Source organism: Arenibacter antarcticus, assembly GCF_041320605.1.
Taxonomy (GTDB): domain Bacteria; phylum Bacteroidota; class Bacteroidia; order Flavobacteriales; family Flavobacteriaceae; genus Arenibacter; species Arenibacter antarcticus.
The window spans coordinates 1,117,855-1,133,616 of record NZ_CP166679.1 but is presented as its reverse complement, the minus strand read 5'-3'; the positions used below and the strand labels follow the sequence as shown (position 1 = coordinate 1,133,616).

Sequence of the window (15,762 nt, the reverse complement as noted above, 5' to 3'; positions counted from 1 at the left end):
TTTTTTTTGTTTTCATTTGCTCCCTCAAATAAGCATCAAAATTTAGATAAGACAAATAAAGTCTTGCTTTTAAAAATGAACCATATTTTTAGATTTGGACAATGTAGATCGGGGCAACATGTGCCGGTTGATTCACAGATGGTCCACAGCCGAAAATGGAAGCAAGCCCTAAATTTTTATTTCCTTGTTGCAAGTCAGCACGAATATTTCTTTAAGCCAACAACAGAAAGACAGTTAATAGTATAGGGCTTGGTATTTATTCATTATTTTATTTTGCATTTACAATACTAATTACTTACTTATATTTATAGACATAATATTCATGAACACAAAGTATATTAATCTTATCGATCAGACTTATTACTTTCCCCAAGAGGAGTTTACCTTGGAGGACGAGAGTTTGAAATTTCACGACGTTCCCCTAATGGATTTGGTGGAAAAGTACGGAAGTCCTTTAAAGTTTACTTATTTGCCCAAAATTTCGGAAAATATCAGCAGGGCAAAGGAGTGGTTTAAATTGGCTATGGAAAAGAATAATTACAAGGGCAAATACCATTACTGTTATTGTACCAAAAGCTCCCATTTTAAACCGGTGCTTAACGAGGCCTTAAAGAATGATATCCATATAGAAACCTCTTCTGCTTTTGATATCAATATTGTGGAAAAGTTAAAGTTGACGGGTAAAATAAAGGATAATACCTATATAATTTGCAACGGCTTTAAAAGGGATCAATATATTTCCAATATTGCCAATCTAATTAATAACGGGCACCAAAACTGTATCCCAATCATAGATAACTATGAGGAATTGGACCTTTTGACCGATGCCATAAACGACACTTTTAAAGTTGGGATTAGAATTGCCTCCGAAGAAGAACCTAAGTTCGAATTTTATACCTCCCGTTTGGGAATCGGATATAAAAATATTGTACCTTTTTACGAGAATCAAATTCGGGACAATGATAAGGTGGAGCTAAAAATGTTACATTTTTTCATCAACACTGGAATTCGGGACAATGCTTATTATTGGAACGAGTTAGTAAAATGTTTAAAAGTGTATATTAGGCTTAAAAAGATTTGTCCATCTTTGGATAGCCTTAATATTGGCGGTGGGTTCCCCATTAAAAATTCCTTGGCATTTGATTACGACTATCAGTATATGATAGATGAGATCATTAACCAGATAAATATTGCCTGTCAGGAAGCAGACGTTGACGTGCCAAATATATTCACCGAATTCGGTAGCTTTACGGTAGGTGAAAGTGGGGGTGCCATTTATGAGATATTGTATCAGAAGCAACAGAACGACCGTGAGAAATGGAATATGATAGACTCTTCTTTCATTACCACCTTGCCAGATACTTGGGCGATCAACAAGCGGTTTATTATGTTGGCTATCAATCGTTGGAATGATGAATATGAACGTGTTCTTTTGGGTGGATTGACCTGTGATAGTGATGATTATTACAATAGTGAACAGAATATGAACGCCATTTATTTGCCAAAGTATAAAAAGGACAAACCCTTGTATATTGGGTTTTTTAATACAGGAGCCTACCAGGAGTCAATTGGAGGTTATGGGGGGTTACAGCACTGTTTAATACCGCATCCTAAACATATCCTGATAGACAAGGATGAAAATGGTAAGATAACGACCGAATTGTTCAGCGAACAGCAAAAAGCGGAAGATCTGCTCAGAATTCTTGGTTATGAAATGGGGAAGAACGGGGAAACCGAAAAAGAATAATATTATAAAATAGAACAGTAACCCTCTGCAGAAATGCAGGACTGAACAATAAAAACATTAAACTTTAACAAATGAAAACAACTAACAATTACGCTGGCATACCAGACGAGTTTGCGCAATTGGAGAAGGCAAAGGTAGTTTTGATTCCTGTGCCTTATGATGGGACCAGTACCTGGGGAAAAGGTTCCGACCAAGGTCCGGAAGCTTTTTTGAAGGCCTCTGAAAACATGGAATTGTACGATATAGAAACCGATTCAGAAGTATATCAGCAAGGGATATTTTTGACGGATTTTGTGGAGGAGGACAGCTCGCCCGAAGCTATGGTGGATACCGTGCACAAAACAACCAAGGAGTATATAAAACGCAATAAGTTTGTTACCGTATTTGGTGGGGAGCATTCCATTTCTATCGGAACAATCAGGGCGTTTAATGAGTGTTTTGATAATCTTACCGTACTACATATAGATGCGCATGCAGATTTGAGGAAAACTTACGACGGTACAAAATTCAACCATGCCTGTGCGGTCCATGAAGCCAGTCAGACTACCAACCTTATCCAAGTAGGTATTCGTAGTATGGATGCCATAGAAAAAACCTTTATGGACGAGGAGAAGACCTTTTTCGCTCATGATATGGTTACGGATGAATATTGGATGGATAAGGTGATCGAATTAATGACCGACAATGTGTTTATTACCTTTGATCTAGATGCTTTGGATCCTTCTATAATGCCGTCTACAGGAACTCCGGAACCAGGAGGATTGTTGTATTATGAGATCTTGGATTTCTTAAAACAAGTATTTACGGAGAAGAATGTAGTTGGATTTGATATTGTAGAGCTTTGCCCTAACAAGAATGATAAATCCCCCGATTTCTTAGCTGCTAAATTGTATTATAAAATGTTGAGTTATAAATTTATGGGAGAGGCCGTTACTAATGATTACGACAACACTTATGACGTTCAATCCAAAGTAGCAGGTAATAACCAATCAAAATTTGACGATGATGACGAATAAAGGACCGATTTCTAATTTTATAGAAAAATATTATTTGCATTTTAATGCTGCGGCATTGGTAGATGCGGCAAAAGGATACGAGGCTCAGCTGGCTCAGGGATCTAAAATGTTGGTGTCTATGGCTGGCGCCATGAGTACCGCCGAGATAGGTAAAATTTTTGCTGAAATGATCCGGCAAGATAAAGTACAGATTATTTCTTGTACTGGAGCCAACTTAGAAGAAGATATTATGAATCTTGTGGCTCACTCGCATTACAAACGAGTGCCTAATTATAGGGACTTAACCCCGCAGGAAGAATGGGATTTAATGGAAAAAGGACTTAACAGGGTGACGGATACGTGTATTCCTGAGGAAGAGGCCTTTAGAAGGTTGCAAAAACATATCCATAAGATATGGAAGGATGCAGAAAATGCTGGGGAGCGCTATCTTCCACATGAGTATATGTACAAGATGCTCTTGTCCGGGGTATTGGAGGAGTATTATGAGATCGATATTAAAGATTCCTGGATGTACGCTGCTGCCGAGAAAAATTTGCCCATAATATGCCCAGGTTGGGAAGATAGTACCATGGGGAATATTTTTGCCTCTTATGTTGTAAAGGGTGAATTAAAGGCCAGTACAGTGAAATCTGGGATTGAATATATGACCTTTTTAGCGGATTGGTATACTGCAAATTCCCAAAATGGAATTGGATTCTTCCAGATCGGTGGAGGTATTTCAGGGGATTTTCCTATTTGTGTGGTTCCTATGCTGTACCAAGATCTTGAACGTACAGATACCCCATTTTGGAGCTATTTCTGTCAGATAAGTGATTCTACCACTAGTTATGGGTCTTATTCTGGGGCAGTGCCAAATGAAAAGATAACTTGGGGGAAACTAGATGTAAATACCCCAAAATTTATAATTGAGAGCGATGCTACCATTGTTGCTCCCTTAATTTTTGCTTACTTACTAGATATGTAGTTTATGGACAATTTAAAAAGAGTTATTGTTGATTTTAAGAAACTTACGCCAGAGGTGTTAAAACTCTTGGTGGAGAAGTATCCCGATGGATATGACGACCTTAACATCATAACCTTTAAGAACGCCCAAGGCGAACGGGTAGAGGCAGTAGAGGTCACTACCGAGGACACCAAGTATCTGGTGAAGATCAGTGCTAAGTTGGAGAAGACCATGGCCAATTATGACGAGGATGACTATGAGGATTTTGATGATGATGATCCAGAAGCAATTCCGGATGTGGACCTTGAGGGCGTAGAGGGTGTAGATGATGAAGATGACGACTAGAAAAGATGTTTGAGGTTGTTGCTTATCATATAGCGACTACCATTAATATTAGGCAATGTAGAACTTTATTGCCCCTAGAGATTTTGTTTTCAGATAGCGATGAGCTTTATTTAAAAAATGGGGATAAGAAGTTTATCTATATTTTTAGATATGGATTAGTATCTTTTTTTAACCACTCCCAAAAGGAGCAGGGGATCATATTAAAGTCGCTGTCGTCTATTTTAGATGAGGTTAATTCTCCTCAACTTACAGAGTCTATTCAAGTAGAAATAATCGAAGGCCGCCAACAGGTGGCCTTCGATAAAGTAATCTTGCCAAATTTTGATTCGGAATATATTAGATTGGTGATGTTGAATACTTCCCAGTCCGTTGCCTTGGATCGTTATTCCGAAATTACGGATCAGCTTTTGTCCGAGACTAACGAGCATACCGCCTATTTAGAAAAGAAGGGTCGGTTGTATATTTCTGGAGTAAAGTTAAAAAAATTTATAGGGAAGGTTCTAAACATCAAAAATCAGATTTCCGAAAACCTTTATATTTTTGATGAACCCGACAGTACCTGGGAGAACGAAAATCTGAACAGGTTGAACCTAGAGCTTAAAAATACTTTTGACCTTAAGACCAGGTATAGAAATATTCATGAGCGCATAGAGATCATTAAAGAAAACTTGGATCTGTTCAAGGATATTTTGGACCATAGGGAAAGTAGTAGATTAGAATGGGTGATCATTATTTTAATCTTGGTGGAAGTTCTAGATCTTTTTCTGTTTAGGCTTATTAGGTAGTTTGCGATTAAACTTTTTTATTACCTTAGATATACCTCAACCCAGAAATAATAATATCATGAAAAATGTACCTTTTCATATGTCCTTGCCATGTTTAAGTATTAGTAAAACGGAAGATTTTTACGTAAATATGATCGGTGCCGAAATAGGAAGGCATTCTCCTCGCTGGTTGGATGTTAATTTGTTCGGGAATCAAATAACCTTTACTAAGGCCGGTAGCTTTAATTTTACTTTTAAAACCTATAAGTTTGAGAATACCGTATTACCCTCCTTTCATTTCGGAATTATTGTAGACAAGTCCACTTGGGAAGGTTTGTATGCTAAATTGGCCAAAAGTGAATTCGATGTAATGGCCGAAGTGGTTTTCTTGAAGGATAGGAAAGGGGAGCATAAATCGTTTTTTATTCAAGATCCCAATGGGCATACGTTAGAATTTAAATGTTTTAAGAAGCAAAAAGAAATGTTTTTAATGTAACACTAGGCCTAATCCCTATATTCCAACTTTTTATTTATTATTTAAAATAATAGACAAGAAATCTTGATTCTAAAGAGTCAAGTTGCTTATTTTGCACACTTATAAATTAGATTATAAAAATGACAGCTAATAACCTTAGTATAATTGGAAGTGAAGAATGGTGTGTTTTTGAGGAGCTGGAAATTCCAGCGATAAAGGCTAGGGTAGACTCTGGTGCAAAAACATCTTCCATTCAAGCAAATAATATAAAGATATATACAAAAGGAGCACACGAATGGGTAAGGTTTGAAGTAAATCCCTTGCAGGACAATAGGAGTATTAATATTGAGTGTAGGGCACGGTTGATAGACCGTAGGGTGGTAAAGAGTTCTTCTGGAATATCGGAAGAACGCTACGTCATTAAAACGCCTGTAAAAGTGGGGGAGTTAATTTTTGATATTGAGCTCACTTTGGCCAGTAGGGATACTATGGAGTATAGAATGCTTTTAGGAAGGGAGGCCCTAAGTGGAAGGTTTGTGGTAAATCCGGCTGTAAGCTTCAATATAAATGAAATGAGCCTAAAGGAGGTCAGCGATAAGTACGCCTCTTATGTTAAGGAAAAAACGGGTCTTAAAATTGCAATTTTAGCGAGCAACCCGCAATTGTACAGTAATAAAAGGCTTATGGAGGCTGGCGCTGCACGAGGACATGATATGGTGTTCTTAAATGTGGAACACGCCTATATGAAACTAGATGCCAATTCCCCAGAAATTAGGTATAGGGGAGGAAATATCTTGAACGAATTTGATGCCATTATACCTAGGATAAAACCAGCGGTCACTTTTTATGGCTGTGCATTGATCCGACAGTTTGACAACCTAGGGGTCTATTGCCAAAATTCTGCTGAGGCCATCACCCAATCTAGGGATAAGCTTTTTGCCTCACAGTTATTTTCCAAGAATGATATTCATATTCCCATCACTGGATTTGCCAAATCACCTATGGATACCAAGGATCTGATCCGAATGGTAAACGGGGCGCCATTGATTATAAAATTATTGGAGAGTACCCAAGGGAAGGGCGTAGTTTTGGCGGAAACCAATAAGGCTGCAGAGAGTGTGATCAATGCCTTTAAAAGTGTACAGACTAATATTTTGGTGCAGGAATTCATCAAGGAGGCAAACGGACAGGATATCCGTTGTTTTGTAGTAAATGGAAAGGTGGTAGCTTCTATGCAACGCCAGGCCGAAAAAGGAGAATTCCGTGCAAATTTACATCAAGGAGGGAAGGCCTCGGTAATAAAGATTACCGTAGAGGAAAGAAAACTAGCGATCAAGGCTGCGAAAGTACTTAATTTAGCCGTTGCCGGAGTAGATATTATCCGCTCCAACAAAGGGCCATTGCTTTTGGAGGTGAATTCTTCCCCGGGATTAGAAGGGATAGAAAATGCCACTGGAAAGGACATTGCAAACAGTATGATCGTGGCAATAGAGCGAAAAATAAAATTTAGCTTATTATAAGGATAAGGAACTGGGCTATTTGCCCAGGTTCCTTAACATCTCCTCTGTGGTTTGTTCCAAGTTGAAATTCGACTTCCAGTTCCAATCTTTTTGAGCCTCGGAGTCATTAATACTGCTTGGCCAGGAATCGGCGATATCTTGTCTAAAGTCGGGATTGTACTCTATTTCAAAACTAGGGATATACTTCTGAATGCTTTTGGCAATCTCTGCTGGAGTAAAACTCATCCCTGCTAAATTGTAAGACGATCTTTCCAAAATAGTATCGGAATCACATTCCATAATAGCAATGGTAGCCCTTATGGCATCATCCATATACATCATAGGTAGTTTAGTGTTCTCCTTTAAAAAGCAGCTGTATTTTTTATGGGAAAGTGCACTGTGATATATGTCTATCGCATAATCGGTAGTGCCTCCGCCGGGGAGGGTTTTCCAACTGATTAAGCCTGGATACCGTACACTTCTAACATCTACCCCGTACTTTTTAAAGTAATAGGAACACCAGCTTTCTCCAGATTGCTTACTGATGCCATAGACCGTACTGGGTTCCATTATGGTATGAAGGGGAGTATTCTCCTTGGGGGTGCCAGGACCAAACACGGCGATGCTAGATGGCCAGAAAACCTTGCTTATCTTTTTGTCCTTGGCTAAATTCAATACATGAAAAAGGGAATTCATGTTTAAATCCCAGGCTCGCATCGGGAATTTCTCGGCTGTGGCGCTAAGCATTGCTGCCATAAGGTACACTTCCTCAATTTCATAATGCATTACTATATTTTCTACGGCTTGATAATTAGTGGCATCCAAAAGCTCAAAGGGTCCAGATTGCATAAGACTTTCATTCCCTTCCCTAATATCGCTGGCAACTACTCTGTCGTTTCCATAACGCTCCCGTAGCGCTAGGGTCAATTCTGTTCCTATTTGCCCACAGGCTCCTATTATCAATATTGATTTTTGCATTAAATTGTGCTTAAATATAAGTTCGGGTAAAGATAGCTTTTTATTAAAATTTGTACCTTCGTCTTATGGGAAAAATATTATTCTATGGTGTGGTGTTTTTTATGGTGTTGTCCTGCAAGCAGGAGACTGGTAAGGAAGTCGACTTGGATACTCAAGAGACCTTTTTTAGTGTGGATTCGCTTCCAAAACCGGTAGCAGTGAATGTCAAGGCTGTGGAGATATTGAAAGATTGGCAGGCTTTTAAGGACATGGAAACCGCGTTCGAATCCCTTTATCGCGTTGCTAATAGGGAAGATCTTACCTTGGTGATAGAAGATCTAATAGAAAAACAGAAATTATTGGAAAATTCCGAATATCCCGCAGTTTTTAATAAATCACAGATCAAGAGCAGACAAAAAGTATTTCAGACTTTTATTCTAAAGACAAAAAGGGATTTGCAATATTTTGTTAATGCTAAAGAATCCACATTGGAAATGATAGCGGCTTATAACGCTTATAGAAATCAGTTCAATGTGTTGATGAATAGTGAATTGGACCTAAATCTAATTATGAATGAATAAATGTTGTATTTTATTATTGACATTCATACTATTTTATGTACCGATGTGGTCTCAGGAAGTTGCGGTGAAACAAGCTATAAATTCCGTTATAGATCAATGGCATTTGGCGGCTGCCGAAGCTAGGCTAGAGGATTATTTTAACGCCATGTCCGCCAATGCGATCTTTATTGGGACTGATGCCAGGGAGAATTGGCATAAGGACGAATTTCTAAGGTATGCGAAGCCCCATTTTGATAAAGGAAAAGCGTGGAACTTTACAGCACTAGAGCGAAATTTGTATGTAAATGATAATGAAAATATTGCTTGGTTTGACGAGTTGTTAGATACTCAAATGAAGCTTTGCCGCGGTTCTGGGGTACTGCAAAAAATTGATGGTGATTGGAAAATATCCCATTATGTGCTTTCCATTGTGATCCCCAACCAAAATGTTTCCGAAGTGGTCCAGATTAAACAGGAAACGGATGATGATATCATAGAGGAATTGAAGAAGCAGTAATGTATTTTATCAATAGAAGAATGCTCCTTTAGATAATACTTTAATTAAAATTCATAAAAAATAGCCACTGATTGCAGTGGCTATTTATATAATACAAGGTTTAATGATGAGCTAGGCTCATAATTACTTATTCCTGTGCCTCAGGTTTTTCCTTTCTCGACTGTAATGCCTGCTTGCTTAAGCTAGCCAGATTAAAATTAGGATCAATTCTTAAGGCTTCCTCAATGGTAGCAAGTGCCAAATCAATGTTGCTTTGGTCGTTGTTGAACTGTACTAGCGCTCTTAGGTGAAGCAGTGCCGCTTTTAATGAAACTTCATAGGGTTGTTGTCTCTCGTAAAAGGCATATTTCATATCGTCCTTAGCATTTGCAATACCATAATCGATATTTGCAGTTGCTCCTACATTGTCACCCGTTTGTATCTTAAGATCGGCCAATTCATAGGCTAAATAAGAATTTGGAATTCTTTGGTTCAAAATTTCAAATTGTTCCAAAGCTCTTTTTGGTTGGTTCAATGCCTTTAACGAAATCGCTTTAACCTGAACGGCTAAATCTGAATCCTTCTCGTTCTTTTCAATGCCAATGGTGTTTAAGGCTTGTAGGTGCTGATTGTCGTTGGCGTATATGTAGGCTAAAGTGTCATTGCGTTCTACACTAGGCGATAGTATGTTTAGATGTGTCAATGCGTTGATTACGCCGTCTACATCGCCTTGCACCCTCATTTGATCATAAAATGCCTCATAATGTTTAAGTAAATCACTCTTGGTCTGGGCATTAGCGGAAATTCCTACAATAAGGAGGAGTATCAGTCCTATTTTTTTCATTATTCTATTTTTAGTGTGCCAAATCTAATAAATTATTTCATTTCTAGTGTTAAGGAAAGTCTTAAAGCTTTGATAAGCAATAAAAAAGGATGCCGTAAAGCATCCTTGTATTTATTATGGCAATAAATTGCTGTATCATTAAGAAACAAGGGCCAATTTAGAATCCTTGTTTCCATAGGTTTTTAATAGCTGGGCATAGAAGGCAATATTGGAATTGTCAGTGTCCAAACAAGAATTCAAAAGCTCCTCCAGATTGTCAAAAAACATATTTGTTCGCAATAAGGGGAGTGATAAATTAATTGTTTGTGGATTATAGTAGCTATCGTCCATTACAATTTCCATAATCACGCGATTTCTATTATAATCTATAGATGCGTCTACCGCATTATAATGGTTTTTTATTATTGATTCGTGTAAATTTTGAGATTTACGCGATAGCCTATTCTTTGAGCAGCTTTCAGAAATCAAGCTTTTTATCTCCAAAAATACGGTGCTTTTTAGCCTTGAATTTTCCATAGTAACTAATTTTAAATATTTCAATAAAGGTATATTTTACCGATGAAAGGTAATAAATCATCGATGAAAATTAACATCAGGAAATGGTCTTTGTTGTGAAAGTGTCAAATTGTGTGGTGAATCAACTGATAATTGATGTGAAGTAGTGGTATATTTTAACAATTTCGGGTGTATTTTCTATGATTTTGTCGCCTTTTTTGTTTGTTACAGGGAGATAAGTAGGGGGGGAGATGCCTTTTTTACTGGCCTCGGAGGTGTAGTATTCCTTTTTTGTGGGATGTAACGGGTAGACCCCATTGATCAATACATTCTCATAATTTTCTGTCAGAATTGTTCTGATGAGTCCAATACAATCGTCTAAATGAATCAAATTGATGCTATCCATCCCGTTGGTTAGATCCTTCTTGCCCGAGAGTTGATTTATAGGATGTCTCTTGGGTCCAATAAGACCGCCAAAACGAATAATGGAGGTGTTTAATACGGTATCTTTTCTAAAGATATTTTCTGATGCTAAAAGCTGTTTTCCAGATTCGGTATTGGGCTGCGGCAAGGTGTCCTCGGTAATCCTGCCTTGGCAATTTCCATAGACCGAGGTGCTACTTATAAATACAACTGTTCTTATCTTGGCTTCCTTTATGGCTTGGTGTAAGTGGGTTATTTTTTTAACGTAATTTTCTTTAGGTTCACTGCGCAATCTAGGGGGAATATTTATAAGCACAATCTCCAAATCTTTTAGGAATCCTTTGATGTCACCATTTATTCCAATTTCTGAAAGCTGAATCAGGAAGGGAGTTATCCCTACATTTATTAAATCTTCTATTTTTTCTTGGGTGGTGGTAGATCCGTGAACCTTGTAATTATTTGATACTAAGGTTGTGGCTAAGGGCAATCCCAGCCATCCGCATCCTAGAATGCCAATAGTTTTATTCAAATTTTATTTTTTTAGTAATTAGTATTGCGTCGTTTAAAACAAATGGTGTTGGAATATTGTCTTCTGGGCGTTGCGGGACACTGAATTGTGGATGGTTCAATAGATCATTGGATGCCTCATAGAGTGTGAGTTCCAATTTGCTTTGCCTCGGGATGGCTATTTGTAAATAGGTGGGATCGTTATTACTTACGTAATGAGTGATTAATTTATTGCCATTTCTGTTTTTTAGATAGTAATCGGTCAATGGAATCGTATTGATGACCGCTTTCGATATTTCAATCTCATTGGTGAATACTTCCAATCGGTTTATAGGTCTTTGGGGGCTAATGATAATTTCGAGCAATCTATCCTCCCCTGATATGGTATCTTTTACTATTTCTACTTTTGGTGGTGTCATATTTTTCAAAGGCGCGTTGGCTACAAAGCTAAATCCGGTTCCGTATTTACTGCTTAGGTGTTGGTGCTCCGTTTTACGGGGTGTTTCCTTATTGATGCCTATATATTGTGCAGTCCAAGGTGATAAAACCTTATCGTAGGTAGTCCATTGGGCGGTGTTGCTATCTGCGTCCAAAAGGTAGATCAGGCTGGTGGGTTTCGCATTGTCCTTGTTGAAGCCTGAATTTAGATGGGCCGATACAAGAAAGCCAATAAAAAGGAGTAGGCATAGATAGGCCAGACGCTGTTTTGCCTTTATAGTACCAATATTTGGTAGCAGTAGAAAAAAGCTAAGGGAGGTTAGTAAGGTAGTAGTGATAATCATTTTAAGGCCAAGGCCTACTGGGAACATTTTTATCAGTGGCGAATACAGCCATATGGCGGGAAGCGCCAAGACTACAAATAATAGTGGATGGGGAGATTTCTGACCAATTAGAATCCACAGCGATGCCAAAAGCGCAAAGACGGGCAGGATAAAAAAACTGCCTCCTTTTAAATATATAGCCAGAAAACCACATATAATTAACCAAAGTACTGCTGGGGCAATTAGAAGATTTGGGATACTGGCCTTGCCTAACCTGTGATAACACCAAAACCCTACTGCAAGGCATACAAAAACAAATGCGGTAATATAGGAATATCCATTATAGGTGAAACCATGGAGTATGTCTTGGTATTGAGGGTAAACCTTTAATATTAAAGACCATCCAAAATACCCAATCAGGCCATTAATGACCAAGGTCAATAGCATAGGAATAAAACCGGTCCCAATTTCCGTAAAGGTCAAAACCTTTTTTCTAAATCCGTGGAAGATCAAAATCAAAAATAGAAATACGGCGCCTATCAGCATAGGCCATATCCATTCAAAAGGATAGGATAACAGTCTAAAATATGGCATATTAAAATAGACCAGATCGTTAGGACTTTTAAGATGGGTAAGGTCGGCATCGCTAAAATGTTGTAACAATGGCATTAGATAGGTCCCTTGGTGGGCCAAGGTGTTGGCATCCAGTCGGTCGTAATTATCCCTTACAGTATGGTAGTCAAAGTGGTCATCTATAAAAGCAAAGTTGAAACCGTCTATATCTCGGTCTTCCCTAAAAACTGTTAAGTCAGTATCATTGGGAAGCATTTTATAGATGCTATAGACTAAAGAGTTCGCTACAGGGTAGGTGGGGTTGGCGTTGATGAATTCTTTGATTAACGAACCGTTTCCCCTGTTGGTTTCCAAAAGCATATAGGATGGACCGCCGCTGCCCCTAGCTTCAAAATTAAGAGCCAATTTCACTTCTTTTGCCCAAGGATGGTTGTTTACAAATAGATCGGCACCATTTAATCCTAATTCCTCCGCATCTGAAAAAAGAATGATGATATCATTTTTAGGGCTGTTATTTTCTTCCAAATAGGCCCTAACCCCTTCCAGAATAGTAGCTACCCCGCTTGCGGCATCACTTGCTCCCAAGGAAGAATGTGGGCTGCTGTCATAATGTGAGAGCAACAGTAGGGCATTTCCTGGATTACTGCCTTTTATGCGAGCCATTACGTTGGTAACTCTACTGAAATTTGCCCAATCTCCTGCGGTATATCCCGTTTGTGTGACGGGTTCTAAACCAAGTTTTTTTAGTTCATTGATTAGATATTCCCTTACCTTGGTATGTGCCGGAAAACCTACGGCATGAGGTTCTTGCGACATGTTTTTCACGTGAATAAAGGCGCGGTCCGTAGAAAACTTGGTTTTGTCAAGATCCATATCGGGCTGGTAGGTGGGCATGCTGCTCCAAAATCCTAGATATATGGCAAGGAGAATAAGCAGCAAGGTAATGGCAGTAGGAAATTTTTTCATAGTGAGTTGCAAAAACTTAAAAGTAAGAAATTCTTTCTGTATATTATTCTTGGTAAGGATTACCATGGGGAAGTCTGATTTTTATGAATTTTGATATTAAATAATTGCTAAATATTTAGCATAATGATTGCCATGTACGCGCTTTAAATAGTAATTAGTTGTGCAATGTGTTGAAATATGCTATCTTTCAGATTAACCTAAAAATAATCTTATGGCAATAAAAAGTTTTCAGGGGTTTCGCAAAGCGATAAAAAAGGAATATGACGCCCCCATTTTAGTAGAAGATTATATGTGTAAAAAATTGGTGACGTTTACTCCCGATCAATCTATTTTGGAGGTTATGGAAAAATTTGCCAAGCATCATATTTCTGGGGGACCGGTTCTGGATGAAAATGGATTTTTAGTGGGTATTATTTCTGAAGCAGATTGTATGAAGCAGATTTCGGAAAGTCGCTATTTTAACCAGCCAATATTGGATAAAAGTGTAGAGCGGTTTATGACCAAGAACGTGGAGACCATTCCACATGATACCTCCATATTTGATGCTGCTGGAATTTTTGTTCAGCACAATAGAAGAAGATTGCCTGTACTGAAAGATGATATTCTGGTGGGCCAGATAAGTCGCAAGGATATTGTTATTGCTGCCTTAAAATTGAGTGGACATAATTGGAAATAGTAAACCAATAGTTCTTCAAATAGTCTCTTGCACTTTTGCGAGCAGACATTTTATAAGGTAATTGCACCTAGTCAAAAGTATTCCCAGTTAAGAAGCTAAAAGTGCTATTCTCGTTTTACAATCATGTAAAAGTCATTGTCTAATGGAAGATATCCAAGGTCGTAAACGAAATAATAAGTAGTACCTTTTTTGGTAGTGTATAGGTTGGTTAGGTACTCAAAATCGAATCCTTTATCCATTAAACGGGTCTTGGTGGTTTTAGTTTTTCCATCGTTAAGGGGGAAACTGTCTAGTATCCTATAGTTTTTACGCAAACGGTTATTGATGTTGCGTACTAGATTTTTACTGTCCTTATTCAGTTTATTGTTATAGGAGTTCCTACAATAGTCCGAACAGAATTTTTTATCTACCCGTCCCAAAATCTTATCACCGCATTCCAAACATTTTTTTTCCATATACCTTTTATTTTTAGTTTGGTCAGTAGTAGTTGCTTTTAAGTGGAGTTACTACATGTTTCTATTCCCAATATAGTGAAAATACCTCATTATGAAGTGCTTAAGGAAGTAGCGGTTTTTAATCTCTTTATGATGCTTAGGATTAGTAACACATTCTAAATCCCATAATAATTTTAAAATTTGACTTATGAACTGCCATTCTATGGTGTCGGTTTGAGGGTTATTTTTGATAAAGTTCTATAGGCAATTGGTCGGGGTCAAAAATAAAAGTGAATTGTTTATGGGTGAATTCGTCCATACGAACTGGTTCTGCTACTATTCCAGATTGAGATAATTTATCGATAACTTTTTCTAGGTTAGCTACTTCAAAGGCCAAATGGCGTAATCCCGTTGCTTCTGGTCTAGACAATCTGGTTGGTGTTTCGGGAAATGAAAAGAGCTCTAAAATATAGGTCCCGTGTAACGCTAGGTCTAATTTATAGGACTTTCTTTCCTTTCTAAATACTTCCCGGATAGGCGTTAATCCTAAAACATCCACATAAAATCTTTTGGATTTTTCGTAATCAGAGGCAATAATGGCGATATGGTGAATTTTGTTGAGCATTGTCTAGAGGGGTGATTTTACCTATTCTATATCAATATTATACTTTAGCAAGAGTCCCAACGCACCCTCTTTAGAAAATTTCGCTTTTTTTAACTTGTTATTTTCTGGGTCGATGTTGAAATTTATGGCTGAACGAAAATCTGTTTTCAATAAAATGGAGTTCTCAAAAATCGCTTCCTTTAGGTCGCAGTTATCAAATTTAGCATTGGAGAGATCGCTTTCGGAGAAGTCGGCCTGATGAAGTTTACAATTGCTAAATACCATATTCTTTAGCGTTAGTTTGTGGAAGGAGGACAAGTTTAAGGTGCAACCCACAAACTTGAAGGAAAGTAGGAAAGGATTGCAATGATCAAACCTGACTCCTAGCATTTTACAATTTTCAAATTCGCTCTCTTTTATAGCGGTATTTTTAAGATGCACATTACTTAAGTCGCACTCTATAAAGGTGCATTCCATAAAGGATACATTGGCAATGTCTGCCTTAGAAAATGAGCAAGATTCAAAAACACAGTTTTCATATTCTCCTTTTGGTAATTTATTTATGGTATAGTCTATGCCTTTGTAGGTTTGGTCCATTATAAATGGATTGTTCATCTTATTTGTGTTTAGAATTAAACTTCTTATACTGATTGTTACTACAGTGCTAATCAGTATTG

The 15,762-nt window shown here is 37.8% G+C and carries 18 protein-coding genes; 10 read left to right on the top strand and 8 right to left on the bottom strand.

Annotation, left to right across the window (positions count from 1 at the left end; genetic code table 11):
• The first annotated feature begins 322 nt into the window (after window positions 1-322).
• The 7 genes from KCTC52924_RS04775 to rimK all read left to right on the top strand — a co-directional run bounded on the left by KCTC52924_RS04775 (window position 323) and on the right by rimK (window position 6,810).
• Entirely contained in the window at window positions 323-1,747 is a 1,425-nt protein-coding gene (locus KCTC52924_RS04775; protein WP_251806919.1) for an arginine decarboxylase, read from the top strand.
• 71 nt (window positions 1,748-1,818) lie between these two features.
• Complete coding sequence (gene speB / locus KCTC52924_RS04770; RefSeq protein ID WP_251806920.1) at window positions 1,819-2,763, top strand: agmatinase; 945 nt, start codon at window positions 1,819-1,821, stop codon at window positions 2,761-2,763.
• Window positions 2,753-3,727, top strand: a complete 975-nt coding sequence (locus KCTC52924_RS04765) for a deoxyhypusine synthase family protein (RefSeq protein ID WP_251807174.1) — start codon at window positions 2,753-2,755, stop codon at window positions 3,725-3,727. Before speB ends, KCTC52924_RS04765 begins: the two co-directional genes overlap by 11 nt.
• A gap of 3 nt (window positions 3,728-3,730) precedes the next feature.
• Window positions 3,731-4,051, top strand: a complete 321-nt coding sequence (locus KCTC52924_RS04760; RefSeq protein WP_251806921.1) for a hypothetical protein — start codon at window positions 3,731-3,733, stop codon at window positions 4,049-4,051.
• A 5-nt stretch (window positions 4,052-4,056) separates the two neighbouring features.
• A complete protein-coding gene (locus KCTC52924_RS04755; RefSeq protein WP_251806922.1) occupies window positions 4,057-4,836 on the top strand; it encodes an RMD1 family protein in 780 nt (259 codons plus the stop codon).
• A 58-nt stretch (window positions 4,837-4,894) separates the two neighbouring features.
• Window positions 4,895-5,311: a VOC family protein gene (locus KCTC52924_RS04750; RefSeq protein WP_251806923.1), complete on the top strand. Its 417-nt coding sequence runs from the start codon at window positions 4,895-4,897 to the stop codon at window positions 5,309-5,311.
• A 119-nt stretch (window positions 5,312-5,430) separates the two neighbouring features.
• A complete protein-coding gene (rimK, locus tag KCTC52924_RS04745) occupies window positions 5,431-6,810 on the top strand; it encodes a 30S ribosomal protein S6--L-glutamate ligase (RefSeq protein ID WP_251806924.1) in 1,380 nt (459 codons plus the stop codon).
• A gap of 15 nt (window positions 6,811-6,825) precedes the next feature.
• Here the strand turns inward: rimK and KCTC52924_RS04740 are convergent, their stop codons facing one another.
• Window positions 6,826-7,767, bottom strand: a complete 942-nt coding sequence (locus KCTC52924_RS04740) for an NAD-dependent epimerase/dehydratase family protein (RefSeq protein ID WP_251806925.1) — start codon at window positions 7,765-7,767, stop codon at window positions 6,826-6,828.
• 65 nt (window positions 7,768-7,832) lie between these two features.
• On the opposite strand from KCTC52924_RS04740, the gene KCTC52924_RS04735 reads away from it, so the two are divergent.
• Both KCTC52924_RS04735 and KCTC52924_RS04730 read left to right on the top strand, forming a co-directional pair.
• The gene (locus tag KCTC52924_RS04735) at window positions 7,833-8,327 is read left to right on the top strand and encodes a hypothetical protein (protein ID WP_251806926.1); all 495 of its coding nucleotides are present in this window, start codon (window positions 7,833-7,835) and stop codon (window positions 8,325-8,327) included.
• 16 nt (window positions 8,328-8,343) lie between these two features.
• Window positions 8,344-8,823, top strand: a complete 480-nt coding sequence (locus tag KCTC52924_RS04730) for a nuclear transport factor 2 family protein (RefSeq protein WP_370671512.1) — start codon at window positions 8,344-8,346, stop codon at window positions 8,821-8,823.
• A 127-nt stretch (window positions 8,824-8,950) separates the two neighbouring features.
• On the opposite strand, the gene KCTC52924_RS04725 is transcribed toward KCTC52924_RS04730, so the two are convergent.
• From KCTC52924_RS04725 to KCTC52924_RS04710, 4 genes are all read right to left on the bottom strand, one after another.
• Window positions 8,951-9,646, bottom strand: coding sequence for a hypothetical protein (locus KCTC52924_RS04725; protein ID WP_251806928.1), 696 nt, complete (start codon window positions 9,644-9,646; stop codon window positions 8,951-8,953).
• Window positions 9,647-9,784: 138 nt separating this feature from the next.
• The gene (locus tag KCTC52924_RS04720; protein ID WP_251806929.1) at window positions 9,785-10,162 is read right to left on the bottom strand and encodes a hypothetical protein; all 378 of its coding nucleotides are present in this window, start codon (window positions 10,160-10,162) and stop codon (window positions 9,785-9,787) included.
• A 121-nt stretch (window positions 10,163-10,283) separates the two neighbouring features.
• On the bottom strand, window positions 10,284-11,093 hold the full coding sequence (locus KCTC52924_RS04715; protein WP_251806930.1) for an SDR family oxidoreductase: 810 nt from the start codon (window positions 11,091-11,093) through the stop codon (window positions 10,284-10,286).
• Window positions 11,086-13,371, bottom strand: a complete 2,286-nt coding sequence (locus tag KCTC52924_RS04710) for a M28 family peptidase (protein ID WP_251806931.1) — start codon at window positions 13,369-13,371, stop codon at window positions 11,086-11,088. Before KCTC52924_RS04710 ends, KCTC52924_RS04715 begins: the two co-directional genes overlap by 8 nt.
• A 211-nt stretch (window positions 13,372-13,582) precedes the next feature.
• On the opposite strand from KCTC52924_RS04710, the gene KCTC52924_RS04705 reads away from it, so the two are divergent.
• The gene (locus tag KCTC52924_RS04705; RefSeq protein ID WP_251806932.1) at window positions 13,583-14,047 is read left to right on the top strand and encodes a CBS domain-containing protein; all 465 of its coding nucleotides are present in this window, start codon (window positions 13,583-13,585) and stop codon (window positions 14,045-14,047) included.
• Window positions 14,048-14,151: 104 nt separating this feature from the next.
• On the opposite strand, the gene KCTC52924_RS04700 is transcribed toward KCTC52924_RS04705, so the two are convergent.
• The 3 genes from KCTC52924_RS04700 to KCTC52924_RS04690 all read right to left on the bottom strand — a co-directional run bounded on the left by KCTC52924_RS04700 (window position 14,152) and on the right by KCTC52924_RS04690 (window position 15,700).
• Window positions 14,152-14,502, bottom strand: coding sequence for a hypothetical protein (locus KCTC52924_RS04700; protein ID WP_251806933.1), 351 nt, complete (start codon window positions 14,500-14,502; stop codon window positions 14,152-14,154).
• 220 nt (window positions 14,503-14,722) lie between these two features.
• On the bottom strand, window positions 14,723-15,106 hold the full coding sequence (locus KCTC52924_RS04695) for a VOC family protein (RefSeq protein ID WP_251806934.1): 384 nt from the start codon (window positions 15,104-15,106) through the stop codon (window positions 14,723-14,725).
• 21 nt (window positions 15,107-15,127) lie between these two features.
• On the bottom strand, window positions 15,128-15,700 hold the full coding sequence (locus tag KCTC52924_RS04690) for a pentapeptide repeat-containing protein (protein WP_251806935.1): 573 nt from the start codon (window positions 15,698-15,700) through the stop codon (window positions 15,128-15,130).
• Between the last annotated feature and the right edge of the window lie 62 nt (window positions 15,701-15,762).

Bases quoted from the DNA above. Each gene is read 5' to 3' on its own strand.
- KCTC52924_RS04775 (WP_251806919.1), top strand. From the start codon at position 323: ATGAACACAAAGTATATTAATCTTATCGATCAGACTTATTACTTTCCC.
- speB (WP_251806920.1), top strand. From the start codon at position 1,819: ATGAAAACAACTAACAATTACGCTGGCATACCAGACGAGTTTGCGCAA.
- KCTC52924_RS04765 (WP_251807174.1), top strand. From the start codon at position 2,753: ATGACGAATAAAGGACCGATTTCTAATTTTATAGAAAAATATTATTTG.
- KCTC52924_RS04760 (WP_251806921.1), top strand. From the start codon at position 3,731: ATGGACAATTTAAAAAGAGTTATTGTTGATTTTAAGAAACTTACGCCA.
- KCTC52924_RS04755 (WP_251806922.1), top strand. From the start codon at position 4,057: ATGTTTGAGGTTGTTGCTTATCATATAGCGACTACCATTAATATTAGG.
- KCTC52924_RS04750 (WP_251806923.1), top strand. From the start codon at position 4,895: ATGAAAAATGTACCTTTTCATATGTCCTTGCCATGTTTAAGTATTAGT.
- rimK (WP_251806924.1), top strand. From the start codon at position 5,431: ATGACAGCTAATAACCTTAGTATAATTGGAAGTGAAGAATGGTGTGTT.
- KCTC52924_RS04740 (WP_251806925.1), bottom strand. From the start codon at position 7,767: ATGCAAAAATCAATATTGATAATAGGAGCCTGTGGGCAAATAGGAACA.
- KCTC52924_RS04735 (WP_251806926.1), top strand. From the start codon at position 7,833: ATGGGAAAAATATTATTCTATGGTGTGGTGTTTTTTATGGTGTTGTCC.
- KCTC52924_RS04725 (WP_251806928.1), bottom strand. From the start codon at position 9,646: ATGAAAAAAATAGGACTGATACTCCTCCTTATTGTAGGAATTTCCGCT.
- KCTC52924_RS04720 (WP_251806929.1), bottom strand. From the start codon at position 10,162: ATGGAAAATTCAAGGCTAAAAAGCACCGTATTTTTGGAGATAAAAAGC.
- KCTC52924_RS04710 (WP_251806931.1), bottom strand. From the start codon at position 13,371: ATGAAAAAATTTCCTACTGCCATTACCTTGCTGCTTATTCTCCTTGCC.
- KCTC52924_RS04705 (WP_251806932.1), top strand. From the start codon at position 13,583: ATGGCAATAAAAAGTTTTCAGGGGTTTCGCAAAGCGATAAAAAAGGAA.
- KCTC52924_RS04700 (WP_251806933.1), bottom strand. From the start codon at position 14,502: ATGGAAAAAAAATGTTTGGAATGCGGTGATAAGATTTTGGGACGGGTA.
- KCTC52924_RS04695 (WP_251806934.1), bottom strand. From the start codon at position 15,106: ATGCTCAACAAAATTCACCATATCGCCATTATTGCCTCTGATTACGAA.
- KCTC52924_RS04690 (WP_251806935.1), bottom strand. From the start codon at position 15,700: ATGAACAATCCATTTATAATGGACCAAACCTACAAAGGCATAGACTAT.